At 61.4% G+C, this 16,801-nt stretch carries 16 protein-coding genes and 3 pseudogenes; 7 read left to right on the top strand and 12 right to left on the bottom strand.

The window, feature by feature from the left end; translation table 11 throughout:
* Window positions 1–93: 93 nt before the first annotated feature.
* Window positions 94–2,997 carry a Tn3 family transposase gene (locus HNS34_RS19280; RefSeq protein WP_172321723.1) on the bottom strand — a complete coding sequence of 968 codons (2,904 nt, stop codon included), beginning with the start codon at window positions 2,995–2,997 and terminating at the stop codon, window positions 94–96.
* 94 nt (window positions 2,998–3,091) lie between these two features.
* On the opposite strand from HNS34_RS19280, the gene HNS34_RS19275 reads away from it, so the two are divergent.
* Window positions 3,092–3,700, top strand: a complete 609-nt coding sequence (locus HNS34_RS19275; protein WP_036742596.1) for a recombinase family protein — start codon at window positions 3,092–3,094, stop codon at window positions 3,698–3,700.
* Here HNS34_RS19275 and HNS34_RS19270 read toward each other — a convergent pair.
* A complete protein-coding gene (locus HNS34_RS19270; RefSeq protein WP_172321722.1) occupies window positions 3,614–4,144 on the bottom strand; it encodes an OsmC family protein in 531 nt (176 codons plus the stop codon). The genes HNS34_RS19275 and HNS34_RS19270 overlap by 87 nt on opposite strands.
* 236 nt (window positions 4,145–4,380) lie before the next feature.
* Between HNS34_RS19270 and HNS34_RS19265 the strand changes: the two are divergent.
* Window positions 4,381–4,912 (top strand): annotated as a pseudogene (locus HNS34_RS19265) (IS630 family transposase); the annotation flags it as partial.
* A gap of 78 nt (window positions 4,913–4,990) precedes the next feature.
* Window positions 4,991–5,227, top strand: a complete 237-nt coding sequence (locus HNS34_RS19260; RefSeq protein WP_235952817.1) for a transposase — start codon at window positions 4,991–4,993, stop codon at window positions 5,225–5,227.
* Window positions 5,228–5,694: 467 nt separating this feature from the next.
* On the opposite strand, the gene HNS34_RS19255 is transcribed toward HNS34_RS19260, so the two are convergent.
* A complete protein-coding gene (locus tag HNS34_RS19255) occupies window positions 5,695–6,381 on the bottom strand; it encodes a DUF6629 family protein (RefSeq protein WP_172321721.1) in 687 nt (228 codons plus the stop codon).
* A gap of 249 nt (window positions 6,382–6,630) precedes the next feature.
* Between HNS34_RS19255 and HNS34_RS19250 the strand changes: the two genes are divergently transcribed.
* Entirely contained in the window at window positions 6,631–6,885 is a 255-nt protein-coding gene (locus HNS34_RS19250; protein WP_235952816.1) for an NADH-quinone oxidoreductase subunit A, read from the top strand.
* Window positions 6,875–7,639: pseudogene (locus HNS34_RS19245) on the top strand (IS256 family transposase); the annotation flags it as partial. The gene HNS34_RS19250 and the pseudogene HNS34_RS19245, both read left to right, overlap by 11 nt.
* Window positions 7,640–7,937: 298 nt before the next feature.
* Here the strand turns inward: HNS34_RS19245 and HNS34_RS19240 are convergent.
* The 7 genes from HNS34_RS19240 to HNS34_RS19210 form a co-directional block, all read right to left on the bottom strand.
* Window positions 7,938–8,177 (bottom strand): EF-hand domain-containing protein, encoded by a 240-nt coding sequence (locus tag HNS34_RS19240; RefSeq protein ID WP_172321720.1) that lies wholly within the window; start codon window positions 8,175–8,177, stop codon window positions 7,938–7,940.
* A 149-nt stretch (window positions 8,178–8,326) separates the two neighbouring features.
* On the bottom strand, window positions 8,327–9,460 hold the full coding sequence (locus tag HNS34_RS19235; protein ID WP_172321719.1) for an NAD(P)/FAD-dependent oxidoreductase: 1,134 nt from the start codon (window positions 9,458–9,460) through the stop codon (window positions 8,327–8,329).
* A 1-nt stretch (window position 9,461) separates the two neighbouring features.
* Window positions 9,462–9,869 (bottom strand): hypothetical protein, encoded by a 408-nt coding sequence (locus tag HNS34_RS19230; RefSeq protein WP_172321718.1) that lies wholly within the window; start codon window positions 9,867–9,869, stop codon window positions 9,462–9,464.
* Complete coding sequence (locus HNS34_RS19225) at window positions 9,862–10,608, bottom strand: DUF2231 domain-containing protein (RefSeq protein ID WP_172321717.1); 747 nt, start codon at window positions 10,606–10,608, stop codon at window positions 9,862–9,864. Before HNS34_RS19225 ends, HNS34_RS19230 begins: the two co-directional genes overlap by 8 nt.
* Window positions 10,608–11,990, bottom strand: coding sequence for an ethylbenzene dehydrogenase-related protein (locus HNS34_RS19220; RefSeq protein ID WP_172321716.1), 1,383 nt, complete (start codon window positions 11,988–11,990; stop codon window positions 10,608–10,610). The genes HNS34_RS19225 and HNS34_RS19220 overlap by 1 nt, the downstream gene beginning before the upstream one ends.
* Window positions 11,991–12,035: 45 nt before the next feature.
* On the bottom strand, window positions 12,036–12,482 hold the full coding sequence (locus HNS34_RS19215) for a hypothetical protein (RefSeq protein WP_172321715.1): 447 nt from the start codon (window positions 12,480–12,482) through the stop codon (window positions 12,036–12,038).
* Between the two features lie 87 nt (window positions 12,483–12,569).
* Window positions 12,570–12,797, bottom strand: coding sequence for a DUF2933 domain-containing protein (locus HNS34_RS19210; RefSeq protein ID WP_172321714.1), 228 nt, complete (start codon window positions 12,795–12,797; stop codon window positions 12,570–12,572).
* A gap of 366 nt (window positions 12,798–13,163) precedes the next feature.
* On the opposite strand from HNS34_RS19210, the gene HNS34_RS19200 reads away from it, so the two are divergent.
* Together HNS34_RS19200 and HNS34_RS19195 are read left to right on the top strand one after the other, a co-directional pair.
* Entirely contained in the window at window positions 13,164–13,742 is a 579-nt protein-coding gene (locus tag HNS34_RS19200; protein WP_172321713.1) for a plasmid pRiA4b ORF-3 family protein, read from the top strand.
* A gap of 124 nt (window positions 13,743–13,866) precedes the next feature.
* A complete protein-coding gene (locus HNS34_RS19195) occupies window positions 13,867–15,228 on the top strand; it encodes an ISKra4 family transposase (protein ID WP_172321712.1) in 1,362 nt (453 codons plus the stop codon).
* Between the two features lie 39 nt (window positions 15,229–15,267).
* On the opposite strand, the gene HNS34_RS19190 is transcribed toward HNS34_RS19195, so the two are convergent.
* Complete coding sequence (locus HNS34_RS19190; RefSeq protein ID WP_235952815.1) at window positions 15,268–15,939, bottom strand: TniB family NTP-binding protein; 672 nt, start codon at window positions 15,937–15,939, stop codon at window positions 15,268–15,270.
* Window positions 15,940–16,120: 181 nt separating this feature from the next.
* A pseudogene (locus HNS34_RS19185) lies at window positions 16,121–16,723 on the bottom strand (IS5 family transposase); the annotation flags it as partial.
* Window positions 16,724–16,801 lie beyond the last annotated feature (78 nt).

The following is a 16,801-nucleotide window of genomic DNA, read 5'->3' as shown; positions in this document are numbered from 1 at the left end:
CCATTTTGAACTCTGTGCCGCCTTTGTGGTGGCGATGATCGCGGTGCGTCCGTTTGGGAGCCGTGACGGTGGCAAGAAATAGGGCTGATTACTTCACAAGCTGGCCCCGGTTTGCCGCCGCCACCGGTATTCGCCAGTGAGCAGGATGTGTGCCCAGCCGAGCGGCGAGATATGCGCCAGTAAATTGGGCGCACAATTCAACCCGGCCCGCTGACGCGCGGCGACGGCCTGACCGAGATGCTTGGTGTTCCAGTAGATGATGATGGCAGCGAGCAGGTTGAGGCCGGCCATGCGGTAGTGCTGCCCCTCGGCGGTGCGATCACGGATTTCGCCCTGTCGCCCGATGCGCAGGGCGTTTTTCAGGGCGTGATGGGCCTCGCCCTTGTTCAAGCCGATCTGGGCCCGGCGCTGCATGTCGGCGTCGAGTAGCCACTCGATGATGAAGAGGGTGCGTTCGATGCGGCCGATTTCGCGGAGCGCCACGGCCAGCTCGTGCTGGCGCGGATAGGCGGCGAACTTTTTGAGCAACTGACTGGGCGGCAGGACGCCCGTCGCCATGGTGGCCACGGCACGCAGGACGCCAGGCCAGTTCTGGACGATGACGCCTTCGCGGATCTTGCTGCCGATCAAGCCGCGCAACTCGTTCGGCGCGGTGGCGGGATCGAAGAGATAGAGCCGCGTTGACGGCAGATCCCGGATGCGCGGAATGAACCGGTAGGACAGCAGCGCGGTCACGGCAAAGACCTGGTCTGTAAAGCCACCGGTGTCGGCATACTGCTCCGAGATCTTTTGTCCGGCCTCGTTCATCAGCAGCCCGTCCAGAATGTAGGGCGCCTCGCTCACGGTGGCCGGAATGTTCTGGGTGGCAAAGGGGCCGAACTGGTCGGAGACATGGGTATAGGCCTTGAGGCCTGGCTCGGAGCCGTATTTCGCGTTGATGAGGTTCATGGCTTCGCCCTGCCGGGCGGCGGGGAAGAATTGCCCGTCACTGGACGCGGTGACGCCCCCTCCCCAGAATTGGGCCATGGGCAGCCGGGCCTGTGCCTCAATTACCAAGGCGAGGGCCTGGTTGATGGCATCGCTCTCCATATACCATCGCGACAAGCGGGAGAGTTGGAAGTAGTCATGTGTGCTGGTCGCTTCGGCCATCTTGCTGAGCCCAAGATTCAAACCTTCAGCCAACAGCACGGTCAGCATCCCGATCTGGTCTTTGCAGGGCGCGCCGGTCTGCAGATGTGTGAAGGCTTCCGTGAAGCCAATATCTGCATCGACCTCCTGCAGCAGTTCGGTGATCCGTATGGTCGGCAACCGGTCGTAGAGATCGAGCACCAGCTCGTCCGCCTCTTGCGGCACCGCCGCACTCAGGCGGTCAGTTTTCAAGACGCCATTCTCGATCGACCCGCCCGGGATCGCCCCTGCGCGAGCCGCCTTGGCCAGTCGCGCCAGCCCGTCGGTCATGCGCGCCTTGCGATCGGCAAGCCAGGTTTCCGGGTCGAGCGGCACCGTCAGCCTTGGCGCGCCCTCTACCGCCTCCGCAGGAACCAGGGCCTGCTTCAGATCAGCGTAGCGCCGGGAATGGAGGAGCCAGATGTCACCCGACCGGAACGCCTCCCGCAAATGAAACAGCACCGCAACCTCCCAGAGCCGATGGCCGTCACCGGCGGCAGCGTTCAGATGGCGGTGCCATTTCGAGCCGCGCCGCAGAAAGCCAACTGGGCGGGTTTCGGGCTTTTCATCGTCTGCGATCAGCGCGGTCGCCTGCAGCAAGGGAGCTGCGATACCCGCCGCCTCGATATCGAGAACGCGCAGCATGCGCGGGGCATAGCGCCGGAACCGAAGATAACCTTGGCCAACATGGGTCAATGGGTCTGCGGCCATCGTGTGCGTCAACTCGGCGGCGGTGGCGACCAGCCCTTCGAGCCGACCCCACCCGCAAGCCAGCTCTGTCGCCTGATCCAAGGAAGACCCATCGCTTCTGGCGTCCAGCAGGGCCGACCCGAGAGATTTGAAGGCGCGCAGGGTGTCCTGCACCGCCGCCTTTGCGTCGGCGATTTTGGCGTCGCACAGCCTCTTCGCGCCCTGCCAGGTCTTGCCGACGATCCGGTCATGGGTCTCGACCACCGCGTCGGAAATCGCGGCACACCACTCGACGGCGCAAACCGCGAGAATGGCCAGGCGGCGGTCGCTGCTGATGTCACGCAGACCATCGGCAAAGTAGCGTTCGCCCTGACGCCGCAGGCCGGTCACCCGATGGGGTGGAATGCCCGCGAGGATATCTAGCGAGATGTTCAGATCCCGCAGAACCTCCAGCCGATCGAGGAGGCGGCCAACATCGGCCGAGTTCTGACCAACCTCGAATTGGCGCAGCCAGACGAACCGGCTGACCGTGCCATCGACCATCTCCGTGAGCAGGGTGTCCAGGCGGGCCTTTCTATCCTCATCCAGCCGGTTCACGATGGCGCTTTCGATCCGGCGTTCCGCCGCCACGAGTGCATCCGCGCAGAGGCGCTCGATCACGGACACACCCGGCAAGATCGTCTGGGTCCGGCGACACTCTTCGACAAACCGGCGGGCCAGATCATGGTTGGAGGTTGCCACCTCCGCCTCGCCTGCCAGCCAGGCCTTCAGTTCCCGCGCGCGATGCCCGGAGAACATCTTGAAGCCATAGAGCTGGCGCAAGTCGACCAAATGCCTGCGCCGCGTTACGTCGGTCTCGGCGTATCGGCAAAGCTCATCCATCTCTTCGCCAAGCTGTGCTGCGATGAAGCTGCTGATGGCCTCTGGAATGACCTCACCCGACGCCAACAGTCGGCCAGGATATCGGAAAGCACAAAGCTGAAGGGCGAAGCCGAGGCGATTGCGTGCATGGCGACGGGTTCGAATGAATTCGAGGTCATCGTCCGCCAGTGTGTAGTGGTAGAGGATGGTGGCTTCGTCTGTCGGCAGATCGAACAGCGCCGCGCGCTGGCGCGCGGTCAGGATAGAGCGTCTTGGCATACGAGTTTGTCCTTGTTAGTCATTAGTCTGTTCAGGACAATTCCCGCACCAGCAAAACCAACGACTTGCAAGGCCCGATTCAAAGGGGGTTCAAATGGGACAGCGCGCCGCTATCTATGCCCGGGTTTCCACGTCCGACCAGTCCTGCGAGCGGCAGGTCACGGAGCTCACCGCGTTCGCCGAGCGCGGCGGGTATGACGTGGTGGGAGTGTTCAAGGAAAAAGCCTCTGGCGCGTCCGACAATCGCGTTGCGCGCAACCGGGTACTCGACCTGGCGCAGGCACGACAAATCGACGCCATCCTGGTCAGCGAACTTTCTCGGTGGGGGCGGTCCACTCAGGACCTGCTGGATACCCTGAACAGGCTCGCCGGCTGGAAAGTCTCCGTTGTAGCCATGAGCGGCATGACCTTCGAAGTAGAGACGCCACATGGTCGAATGATGGCCACCATGCTGGCCGGGATTGCTCAGTTTGAACGCGATCTGCTCAGCGAAAGGGTGAAATCCGGGCTCGCCGCCGCAAGGGCGCGAGGAAAGAAGCTCGGTCGCCAGCCAGGACAACGCCCAAAATCCGACAAGCTCGCGCCAAAGGTCATTCAAGCCGTGGAAGACGGTCGATCATACCGATGGATCGCCCGCGACCTTGGGATCAGCAAAAATACTGTGCTCGATATTATGAAGCGGCAGCGACAGAGTTCCTTGTGATACGATCCTGCCCCCTACCGGAATCCACCCCAAGCAGGCCCGTTTCGAGGCGGCGATCAGTTCTTGCACCTTCTCTTCCGGCGCGTCCGAGATCAGCGAAATGTCGATGTCGAAGCCCACCGGGCGGGCCTGGTAGGGGCCGACCGCGTCGCGCAATGCCTCCCATTTCGCGTTGCATCCGACCTCCAGGTCGGCCACGTCGACCGAGAGCCGCCGGGCGAACACCCGGATCTGGGTCATGAGGCAGCCGACGAGGCCCGTAAGAAAGTATTCCAGCGGCGTCGGCGCCGTGTTCTCGCCGCCCTGGAACCGGCCTTCGTCGGTGGGCAGCATGCGCCGCACTTGGAACGGCGTCAGCGCCTCGTTCGTGACCTCGTTGCGAAGCTTTCCCACGCAGACCCCGTAGGAGCGAAACTCCACGTCGAATATCGTGTTTCTGGCCAATTCTGCACTCCTCGGGTCTTGATTGACGAGCTTGCACAAACGTTTGCGCAAGCAATATGCAAGCTAGGGTGCTGCCGGCGCTCCTGTCAAAGCGAAAGAAATCCAATATCGATAATTATGAATTGCGGCGGGCGGAAGAACGGGGCAGGGGCGGTCGGCACTTACCGGGTCATGGCCTAGTCACCCGGAACTGTAATTCGTCTCATTGATTGAACGGGGTTTCAGGAAATGATGAGATGGTGGGTCGAGTTGCGGATGCGGTGGTGCTCAGTGAAGATGAGCGCCACTTTCTTGAAGGTCAGGTACGGCGGCACAAAGCGCCATGTTCGCTGTCAGACCGTTGTCGGATGATCCTGCTCTGCGCCGATGGGTTGCCCAGTCAGGAGGTGGCCGCGCGGCTTGGCGTGCATGAGCATATAGTCGGCGAATGGCGCAGAAGGTTTGTGCGGGACCGGGATCGAAGGGCTCACTGACGAATACCGCCCCGGTCGCCCGCGTACGGTGTCGGATGAACAGGTGGCCGGGGTGATCGAGCGCACGCTGTAAACGACACCCAAGGACGCCACGCGCTGGTCGATCCGAAGCATGGCCGCCGAGACGGGCCTGTCGCATACTACGATCCGACGGATATGGAATGCCTTTGGCCTGCAGCCCCACCGAAGCGAGACCTTCAAACTCTCAACCGATCCGCTGTTTGTGGACAAGGTGCGGGACATCGTGGGTCTGTATTTGTCACCGCCAAACCGGGTTATCGTGTTGTGCGTAGAGGGACTATCCTGAATTTTGTGCTCTGGCGTGGTAACTGCTCTGAAAGGAGACCCACGTATAAGCATCGACAAAGACCTGTTGGACCGTTTGATGGAAGGCCGTTCGCCGGGCGATCTATTCGGCAAGGAAGGCATTCTTTCCGAACTGACGAAGGCGTTGGCGGAACGCGCGCTGACGAGCGAGATGGAGGAGCATCTTGGCGAGGAGCGCGCAGAAGAAGCGCCTGAGGGCCAGAACCGAGGCCCCAATCGGCGCAACGGCAGCAGTCGCAAGACGGTGACGACCGGCATCTTGGAAACCGGTGTGCCTGTCTGACGATTGGGGTCTCTCAATCAACAGACAGAAAGGTCCGATGGCGGACACGAAAACCACCCCGTCGATACATAACGTCCGGCTTTTCGGGCTGCGGTTCATTTTCGAGACGACGTGCCAGCGGCCGGACATGAAGCAATGCCTGCACGAACCTACAGAACGGCAAAAGCTACCGGTTGTGTTCAGTGCCGAAGAGCGCTGCGCCTCCTGAACAGCGCAAACTTATCAACGCGGACTCAAAGGGGAGCAAGTCACGCTGACACGTCAAAGACATGGCTTTCTTGTGAAGTCGCGTACCAAGAAGCCTTGTCCGCCTCAGCACGTCAAACGCATTAGCCGCAAACGGGTGGTGTTGGAAATCAGAACAAACATCAGCGTGCAGCGTTGGTTTGTGCCCGACCATCGGAAGCAACCGATCCGGCGGCGTTCCTCGGTTTATCCGTTTGCCGCGTTCGATGTGAACGCGGGGGTCAGGCGAACAATTCGGGGCACTCACGGGCGCATTTGTTTGTCAGGATGATATAGACCAGATGCAGTGTCGCCAGTCCCGCCAGCAGGCAGAAGAACGAGATATAGGCGTATTGCAGGAAGGCGATGTCGACCACGATCACCGCCACCAGGGTCAGCGCGAAATGGCGCACATGTTTGTAGTGCGACAGCGCCGGCGGCAAGGTGATGAGGGTCACATAGATGGTGTTGGTCAGCCAGCGCGGCATCATGAAATCCAGCCACATGGATCTTTCATAGGCCAGCGACTGGTTGTTGATCTCGACCACGACCATGTCGCTGTTCAGCCCGTGCGGGATGTAAAGCAACAGCCCGAAGGCCAGCCCGATCAGCGCCATGAGGCGGAACAACCGCTTGCGCGGACTGTCATCCGGTTCCAGCACGTAGACGCAGAACGGCACCCAGATCGGCCACATGAACCAGGTGAAGAAGATGAACCCCATCGCCCCCCACAAGACCGTCAGGGGATCGTTTCCGTTCATGCCGACCCAGACGAAGCCTTCGGTAAACTGCTGCAAGCCAGCGAAAAGCGGCATCAGGGCAAGCGGCAGATAGCGCTTGTTGCGCCGCCAGGCCACAATCGAAATGGCGGTGCCGCCGCCGACGAGAAAAACACTGGCGGCAAAACTGACTTGCGCAGACAGACACATTTGGCTTCCCCTGTTCCGTTCGGTCCGATGGCCCATTGTGCAACGTTAAGTCACCGGCGACGCAACTGGAAGAAACCAATTGCGACCTGTGGTCCCGAAGTCCCGAGACCGGTTCTCGCGGAGACGTGTAATGATCCGCGACCCGCCGCGTCCTTGCATGACGGCAGCCCGGGCGCTGGCGTGATTGTGCCGCGGAGATCAAACCCCTAACCTGATTGGGATTCGACAGCCCCATAGGAGGTGCCAAGGATGAGCGAGCTTTCCCAATACGCGATCCTTTTCGGGCTGAGTGTCGGTGTGTTCGGTCTCGTGCTCAGCCTTTACGGGCTGGCGCGGGCCATCGGGCGGGCGCGCGCGGAACCCGGCAAGGACGTGCCCGCCACCGCCGGCACCCAGTCGCGCGATCCGGTCTGGGTGCGCTATCATGCGCGCTATGCCGGTTATGCGCTGCTGTTCCTGGCCTTCGATATGGAGATGGCGTTCATGTATCCCTGGGCTGTGTGACGGGGCGCGCCGGATGCTGGCCGCTGCGCTCCTCGGCCCGGATGCACCTAGCCCGTCGCCGGGCGTGGTTTCGCGGCTGACCGGGGAGTGGCAGCAGGAATACGACCGCTCGCAGCGCCGCGATCTCTCTGCCCGGCAGTATGTCTACATCTGGACCGTTGGTGTCTACTTGCAGGCCCGGATGGAGCCGCAGGCCGAGTGCATGCTGGTCATTCTCGGCGCCACGCCCGAAGGAAAGAAGGAACTGGTCGGCTTTCAGGTCGGCGTTCGGGAAAGCGCCCAGAGCTGGCGAGAGCTCTTGGTCGACATCAAGACGCGCGGCCTCTCAGTGCCGCCCGAGGTCGCCGTGGGTGACGGGGCCATGGGGTTCTGGAAGGCGCTCGACGAGGTCCTTCCCGGCACGCGTCATCAGCGCTGTCGGGTTCACAAGACAGCCAATGTTCTCAACAAGTTCCCGAAATCCATGCAGCCGACGGTGAAGGCCGATCTACGTGAGATCTGGCACGCTGAGTCCCGCGCCAGGGCCAAAGCCGTGATGGACATCTTCGCCGAGAAATACGCGGCCAGATACGAGAAGGCGGTGACGTGCCTGACAAAGGACCGCGACGCCAAGCTGATGGTGTTCAAGCTCGTTCAGACCGCCGCGAAGACATGGCGTCGGCTGAAGCGCGCGAACCAGTTGCCGATGGTCATCGAAGGCGTCACATTCACCGATGGTGTCGCCGCAAACGACACCGAAAACCGCGCCGCCTGATCAGGCCGCGTCGCCCAGATTCCAGCATAGCTCAGTCCATCATCCCGATGGATCAAAGGCCTGGTCCTGATGATCAGCCCTACCCAAGTGGGGCTGATCACGGTCATTGGTCGTTTCAGTGAAAATTGGCAAACCGGGCTCGAAAGGACCGCTGGCCTTGGGCTTCCGTCATGATGTCCCGAACCTGCATCTGCATTACACCTTATTGTCGCTGTCGGGTGCCCCCCATCTTGCAACGGCAGGAGCCTGGGTCGCCACAGACGCGGCGATCCGGGTGCGCGGATCCATAGGCCAGTCGCTATTCCATTGGCGCCAGAGTGCCGTTCGCAATTGCGGCCGCCAACTCGTCTGCGTCGACAGCTTCATCCCTATTGGTGTCTAGGGCGGCATATTGCGCGTCGGTCAGATCGGGATATTCGGTCCGCATTTCGGCCAACGAATAAAGGCCGTCCTGATCGAGGTCCATTTCGTGGGCGAAGGCGCCGTTTGCAAAGGCGACGGCCCCGATGGCGGCGGCGGCGAGTGCGATGTGTTTCATTGTGATCTCCTCATGCTTTTCCAATGGCGGTCGGTCACCGACCCCTGCAGGTAAGGACGCTGAAGATGGCGAAGCGTTACAGTTGCCGAAGGGGAGACGCGCGAGCCTCGGCACGATTTTCCGACGGCCGACGTGAATTGGCGCTGCGTTCAGGTGTCGGCGGCATCGTGGTCGCCGTGCTGACACCAGACACAATCGCAGTTCAGGTGACTGCAACTGCCGTCTTTCAACGGGGCGCGAAAGCGATATCGGGCAAGTGGCAGCAGCAGTCGGCGCGGCAATGACAAGCCATAGGCCTGGGCCAGGGCTGTACCCGTATCGACCCGGGCAATCTTGCCGATCAGATAATCCACCCCGCGCGGGCCGGTCTGGTTGAACAGAAACCGGTTGACCACACCGGCGCGCAGGCCCGGTTGCAGATCGCGTCGCCAGGATTTCGCATAGTCCGTTCCATGGATCAGACTTTCCGCCGCCAGCCGACCGGATCGCATGGCATATCGCAGCCCGAACCCTGCCAATGCGTCCTGAAAGCCCGCGTGTTCGCCGATCACAGGGTTTCCGCCCTGCATCGCCGTACGCGGTAATCTGACATTGCCGAAGCCGCCGAATTCATGGGGGTTCTGCATCTGCAAACCGGCGTGGCGCGTGAAATAGGCCACTGTCGCGGCAAGATGCTGCGCCTGGTTGCGAAAACCCGTGAACATGCAGCTGGCTACCGTGCCGCGCCCGGCATGGACCAGCAGGTATGCATAGCCCTTCGGGGCCAGATCGGCGCCGAATGCGAGCCAGGCGCCGTCGGCCATGGTCGTGTCGAAAACATGCCCCACGGCGATAATATCTGCGCGGCGCGGCCCGCCCGCCAGAACCATGTTGCCCGAGGTGTTCTTTACGCGGTCGTTGAACCGCACCTCGGCTCCGGCGGCGCGGGCCTGATCCAGTAGCGCCCGGTCCAGCGTTCCTGCCGAGCGGCCGCGCCGCAGAAGGTAGAAAAGCGGGCGCGCTCCGGTCACCGAATGTGGTCTTGCGTGGCCGTCGAACACAACTCCCTCGCTCACACCGTGGTGATCGAAATCGGCGGCGATGCCCGCCTCGGCCAGTTCGGCGAGGACATCCTGCGGGTCGGTCCAGTTCTCCAGACCCTGAAAATCGCCATGGAACCGGTGGCCGACATCGCCGTGCCATTCGCGCACGGTGACGGTCCGCCCCGCCCTGGCCAGCACGATCGCGCAGGTCAGGCCGGCAGGCCCGGCCCCGACGATTTCGATTTCGGCCTGCGACGTCATATCAGTCCGTCAATTCCGCCGCCGCAATGTAATCGCGGGTCAGGGGAAGCGCATCGTTCAGCTTGGTTCGGGTATTGGCGACCTGGATTGGGGCGATTTCGACGAAATCCAGACGCCCGGACCGGCCCAGATGGCGGGCCAGACGCGGCGACAGATCGCCGTAGACGCAGGCCAGTTGCAACACCTCGGTGCCGGGAGCCATCTCGACAATGGCAGCGTCGCAGAGCCGCCGGTATTGTCCCCAGAGGATTGCGTTGACCGCCCATGGGTGATCGAAGACGCGCAGGCTGGCGGGCCGAAGATAGGCCCACCAGTAATACTGCTCCCGATAGGCCGGAAGCGGCGCATCCGGAAAGTGGGGCCGCGACGCCGCCGCGACCCGGGCCTGTGAGCGCTTCAGATCAAGCACGGCGGCGGCCGACGATACCGATGGCGATCAGCACGACCGTGCCCACGCCATAGACGACCAGCATCCAGGTCGGCAGGTAGAAGGTCATGTAGACGTTCCAGCCGATCCAGCTAAGGCTTTCCGTCACCAATGATGGTGTGCCACCCAGCGACCCGCCTAGCGTTCCGGTGATGGTAATGACGATCGCACCTATGGTCGCCAGCGCCAGGGTGATCCAGCGTTGCCCGCCGACATAGAGGTGACGGCGGAAGCGATAGCCGAGCACGCTCATCACGGTCCAGTAGCTCAACGTCCAGGTGGCCAACATGATGTGGTTACGCCCCAGGGGGGATTCAGTGATCGCCGACCAGGGGTAGATCGTCAGACCCAGCCCGTAGGTCACAAAGCCCGCGAGCGTTCCGAGCGCGGCCAGAGGCCAGACTGCCTTTTGCAGGCGTACCGCGAATTCCGAATCGGAAAGACAGCGGATCAGGATGAACAGATAGGCCGCCATCCACAGCGCCACCGGAAAATGTGCCATGAGAATGTGATAGACCGGGCTGAGCGACCAGGAGGGCTCGCCCACCACTTCGACCTGGACCCCGGCGTCCACACCATGCGCCAGCGCCGCGCCGGTACCGAGCAGGCCCAGGAGGGTTGCAGCGACTGTGATGCGGCGGAAGCGTAGCAGAGCGGGTTTCATGGAGGTGTCCTTTGGAGTGCCGGGGGTTCCGGACTGATTTGCATTCAAATGGGTCATCAGGCCTCTCCCTCGCGGCGGCGCATTAGCAAGTTGACGTTGATACCCATGCCCACGATCAGGCCGAGACTGATGATCAATGTCCAAATCCATTGACTGCGGATTTCGCCGGCAAATTCCATCTGCACACCATAAAGCGCGAGCTGTTCCTCACTGTGACGCGTGGCTACCGGAACGCGCTGTGCGATGCGGTCGGCACCGGGGTGCTGGCGTGCATCCGTCAGCCGGCTCCAAGTGACCTGACCGGGATAGTACATGGTGATTTCCGTCCAGGGCTGGGTCCAGTCGGGGGCGTCACCCTCAAAGCGTTCGGCCACCAACTGGGCGGGTTGTTCAAGACCCAGAGAGACCGGCAGAGAGACATAGTGCCAGCGCATGGTCGAGGCGTTGCGGAACACCGAAAAGGCGAGATCGTAATTGCCGCCGTCGCGGAAGATCTTGTCTTCGAGCGGGTTGCCGGTATCCATCGCCCGCACCAGCGTCACGTCCCAGAACCCGTTGCGCCAGCGCGCGGCGGAAGGCATGGCGACGTCGGCGCGCGATCCCGACCCATCGCGCAGAACCCGGCGGGGCAGGGTATCGCCATTCTGCCAGTCGCGATTCGGGTCGAAAGGAACAGCCGTAGCCGCGTTCAGATAATAGGTGTCATTGAACCCGACCTCACCGGCCACTACCGCGTCGATCCGCAGCGCCGGATCGCCTGCGGCCGGGTCGAACATGAACAGCGGCAGGCCGGTCTCCTCGTCGATATTGGTGAAATAGGGGGCGATGCCCGCGTCGGCCTCCCTTTCGGCACCGACCGAGGTGTCCTCCGCCTGTCCCAACGGGTTGGTTCGGCTGGACCGCCAGTCCCAAAGATCGAGGAATTGACCGGCCGCGCGCAGCATCTCGAGTTCGTTTTCCGGCCGCACCGACTCGAAATCACCTGGGTCGGTACGGGTCGAGGGCAGGTATTTGGTACGCTCTTCCTCGGTTTCGGGCACGCCGGTGAAAGTCGTCAGGCCGTCGCCGATGGTGATGTAGCCGCCATAGCGACCGAAAAGTGGTACCGAGCCGTCATCGACCATCATCGCCACCCGGTCTTCGACTAGGTTGTCGGGGTCCGGGCCGATCACTTCGCCGCCGCGTTCCTCCCAGACGCCATCTTCGTAGACCAGAACGTCATCAAACAGCATCGGGCGTTCGGCGGGCCAGCGGTAGCGGAAATAGATGTTCTCGCCGTCATAGGCGGCCTTGACCTGAAGCTGTGTCATCAACTCGTCGGGAATGACGATATTGCGTTCGGGATCGTCCCGGACGACGCCGGTGCCGTGGGTGACCCAGCCCAGAACCAGAAGGCCGGTGAAAACTGCGGTGGAGACCGCAAGGTATTTCGTTTGCATCATGTGTTCCTGTCAGTTTTCTTGCTGCGTCCGCGGGCGAAGTCTTCAATGGTGTCTGTAATCAAAGCGGGCCGGTGTGGCAGCCGCCGCGCCCGGACGCTCGATCTGAATGTCGATTGAATAGGTGGCCAGTTTGGAGAATTCGAAATAGCCGCCATAAGTCAGCACATCGTCGATCAGAAACGGTTCCAGCTCGATCTTCTGCGGGCTCAGCCCAAGTTCGGCGATCGATGCCGTGACCTGTGCATCGGTGATCCGTTCATTGGTCTCGGCATCGATCGCCGCGACCTGGAGGTGGTGAACATGCCTGCCATCCGGCACTCCGCCATGCATTTCAGCCTCTGCGGTGCCGCGCGGGAAGGTGCGGACGACCTCGGCGGGCACGATGGCATAGTAGATCAACGTGCCGTCAACGGTCGTGTAGCCGGTCGAGTCGGCAGCGAAAGCAGCATTTGTCGCAAGCAGCAGGGATGCGACGATGCCAAGACCCATTGCGCGAACGGGGCGGGCGAATTCTGCGATACTGTGTCGGTTCATCTTGATCTCAGATGCGGTTTGGATTGACGAAGTCATGTGCTTTCAGCGCTCATCGGCGGTCTTCGCATCTTTGGTCGCCGGGCCAGGAACCGCGCCCTTGTTAGCGTGGCTGTGGGGCCGGGTCTTGCCAGACTCGTCGTTTGTGTCAGCATCGTGCGGCTTGTGCTTGCTGCGACCATGACCACGATGACCACCATGACCAAACAGGTGCATGCCGATCATACCACCGACCAAAAGCACGATGATCCAGTTATCGAGCAGCCATTGCATGTCGTTCTCCTTTCATGCCTCCCACCGTGCGCGGAGTTGGCCGGTTTCGGCTGTCCCGTTTTGAGCTTTCAACTACAGACGCTCCTTGTTGACGGGCATTACAGTGCGCGTCGAAGGGGCTTCTCCACGCCTTGGCGCTGGAAAAACAATCCGATCCGAACCCCCTGATGCGCCCACATGTACGTCATGTCGTCGAGGCCCCCGAGGAGGCCACGGACATCCTCAACAACATCCTTGCTGCGTGAGGACAGTCGATTGCGCAAGAAGATCCCGACCATCACCGCCATCGCTCAAGGCCACAAACAATCTGATATCGACGCCGTCCTGCCATGGAATTACACTGCGCCCTGACAAAGGGGGCAGGCTATGCAGATCATCAAAATCACCGTGACGTTGCGCGATGTCGCGCCAAAGGTCACCCGTACGCTCGAAGTGCCGGCCGACATCCCGCTCGACCACCTGCACGAAACGCTGCAGGCGGCGTTCGGTTGGCACAATGCCCATCTCTATCAGTTCTGCATGGGTGCGCCCTACCAGTGGGGTGCCGAACGCTGGGTCATGCCGGACTTTGTTGATAGCCCAGAAGACCTGCCTGCCGACAAGACCACGCTCACCCAGGCTCTGGACAAGGCCGGAGACGCTGGCCTGACCTATCTCTACGACTTCGGCGATGACTGGGAACATGAGATCACAGCCGCGCCACCCGCCGCTGCAAACCCGGGGCGAACCTACCCGCGCCTGATTGGAAACACCGGCAATTGCCCGCCTGAAGACATCGGTGGACCGCTTGGCTATGCGATGTTCGTCGAGGCCATGACCGACCCGAAACACCCCGAACACAAAGACCTAAAGGCCTGGTACGGCGGAGCCTTCGATCCAAGCAGCCCCAACGAAAAAGCGCTCAAGGCGAACGTGACAAGACTCGCCAAACGCTTGTTTGGATGAAACGCAACACCCCAGAACCGTGGGCCCCCCGCAACGGGAGATATAGCGGGAGTGGACAAAACATGGGGGTCGTCGTCGGTGGTCTGGCCTGTGCTAAGGTAAGCTCTTTGCGAGGGGGGCTGCCATGGACGTTCGGATTACGATCGAAACGATTTTCGACAACGGGGAGAAGCGTACCCATCAGCTTGATAGCATATCTCGACCCTACCGGGTTACCTGCCCAGACGGGATCGGGCTGCGCCTTGAGGATGGGAAGAGGATCGTCGAACAGATCCAGAGGGTAGTCCTTTACGATCAGGTCGAGGAGATCACTCGAGAGAGCCGCATATGCCCGGATTGCGCCTCGGTTCGTGCCATTCATGACTATCGCACGCGCGTTCTTGACACGCTCTTTGGTCGGGTTCGGGTCAAAGCCGCGCGCTTGCGCCGCTGTTCTTGTGATGTGAGGTCAGCGGCGATGCCCGGCGGGCCTATTTCTCCGCTGGCCTATTTCTTTCCAGACCGAGCTACCCCGGAACTGCAGCGGCTCCATGCGGAGCTTGGGTCCCGGCATTCCTTTCGCGAAGCCGCACGGCTGATGAAGAGCTTCTTGCCCTGCCACCCGCCCCATCACACCACGGTGCGTGACCGGTTGGGTAGAGTCGCCACGGGGCTCGAGAAAAGTCGAAGGGCATCAGTCGATCCCGTTGAAGCACCGCCCAAAGGTGGTTTGACGGTTTTTCTGGACGGTGCGCATATCCGCTGTCGACCGGAGTATCAGCAGCGACACCTGGATCTTGTGGTCGGTAAGATTGAAAGCCGCAATATGTGCCGACGATTTGGCTTGGTCGCCAATGCGACGGCATCGCCAGGCAGCCGAATGCGAGACGAGCTGTCAGACTTCGGATGGAAGCCAGGCCGTCTGTTGACGGTGATCTCGGACGGCGAGCCAGCTTTGCCAAATCTGATCCGAAATGCCACCAACGGCGACGCCCCGGTGAAGCATATTCTCGACTGGTGGCACATCTCCATGCGTGTGCAGCATGTCGAGGCCGCCGTTCAGGGGCTCGTCCAGACACAAAGTTTTGCCGGCAATCCAGTGCTGTTCCAGCGCCCTGCGAAAAGCCTCCGCTGGTGGCTTTGGCACGGCAGAGCACGTGTCGCGGAAACTTATCTGAAGGGGCTCATGCACGATTGCGCCCGCCTTGCGGAAGAACCTCTGGCTGTCCGCACCGCTGCCGCTCGCGTGCAGGTCCGCTGCGAGACACTGTACACCTATCTCGCGAACAACATGGAATCCCTTGTCGACTATGGCCGACGGTACCGTAAAGGGCTGCCCATCTCGTCTTCTCGTGCCGAAGGATCAGTCGATGACATTGCCAATTCCCGCATGGGAAAGCGCAGAAGGATGAGGTGGTCACCAAAAGGGGCTCACCGAGTTGCCATCACACGGGCCGCCGTCCTCGACGGTCGCCTGACGGTTGCAAACAGCAAACGCGCCACATGACCCCCATGTTCTGTCCACTCCCGCCAAACGCGTCGCGTCTCAGATTAAAGGGCAACGCGACACAAGACTATCGAGGAGCGTCGCGAAATCCTCGTCATACGCCCATCTGGGAACAGGGATCGTATCGAACCGCGATCCCATTTCCTCGGTGTCGTGTACCGCGTCATAGACCGCAACCTCGCCGACCAGTACGGGCGAGATGTCGTGGACACGTGCGATACGGCGCAGGAACGAAAAGATAGCTTTCACGTCCTGTCGGCGCCCTCGAAGGGCGCTGTGAAACTCATCGAAGATGAGCAGGCGGGGTTTCAAGCTGTCCAGCAAATGATCCACCTGCTCGCCCGCGCGCGACAGGCTTCGCCAACCAGATGCCTGAGGCGCGCGCAACCCGGCAAGAATGCTGGCATAGAAGTGAGACAGTCCGGCACCTTCTCGGGTCTGGATCACCCAGATCCTTTGACGATCTGACTGACGCAAATGTTCAATCGCGAAGCGTTCGGCGATCATCGTCTTGCCATTGTGATAAGGGCCCGTCAGCAAGAGCCCTCTGGGGCGCAAAGTGACCGGCCGATCGAGTAGCAGACGCATGGCGTTATGGGCGCGACTTGCAACCGGATGGCTGATCCAACGGGCCGTCCGGATATGGGCGATGCGGCTCGCGTCACCGGCATCGAGAAGTGATGCGGCAGAGTCCAGGAGGTGATCCGTCATTTCACCAATCCTCAACCGGAAAGACGCGGCGCGGGCGCTCAGGGTCAGGCGTTTCGCGGATTGGTGTCGTGGAACAAGTGAGGCTCTGGTAGGGTTTCGGCGCATTAGCCGCATGCCTGGCCCGTGCGACTTCCTTCAGCCTTTGCTTCTTAGTGTCCGATTCAAAACGGGATGAACGATTTCAATCTGTTGCAAGGAATCGGGTCACGCGCCGGATATGGGCGATCAGCAGCCAAGCCTCGGCGCTCTCGATGGATTTCTCCCAATCCTTCGCCAAGCGACGGCAGCGACCGAGCCATGCGAAGGTGCGCTCCACGACCCATCTGCGTGGCAGCACCTCGAAGCCCTTGGCGGTGTCCGAGCGCTTGACGATTTGCAGCGTCCAGCGTCCGAGCCTCACGAGGGCGCCCCGCAGCTTCGGTCCGGCATAGCCGCCATCCGCGAACATGTGGCGCAGTTTCGGGGCTTCGCGGTGGAGCCTGGCGAAGACCCTGGGCGCACCGTCACGATCCTGAATGTTGGCCGTATGAACCTCGCATGCGATCAGGTTGCCGCAGGTGTCAGTAATGATGTGGCGTTTTCGACCTTTGATCCGCTTGCCCGCATCGTAGCCGGAAAGGGACGTATTTTCAGAGGTTTTCACGCTCTGACTGTCGATCACACCGGCTGTCGGCTGCACATCGCGTCCTGCCGCGAGGCGCGCGGCTGCGACCAGGTGGCGATTGATCTCGGCCAGCAGGCCATCATCGCGCCAGCGGTAGAAATAGTAGCGCACGGTCGAGACTGAGCTATGCCTGAATCTGGGTGACGCGGCCTGATCAGGCGGCGCTGATTTCTGTGGCGTCTGTCACCTCGACGCCGT

The sequence above is a fragment of the Alterinioella nitratireducens genome (assembly GCF_013155465.1).
Classification (GTDB): domain Bacteria; phylum Pseudomonadota; class Alphaproteobacteria; order Rhodobacterales; family Rhodobacteraceae; genus Alterinioella; species Alterinioella nitratireducens.
This window is presented reverse-complemented; position numbering and strand designations above follow the sequence as displayed.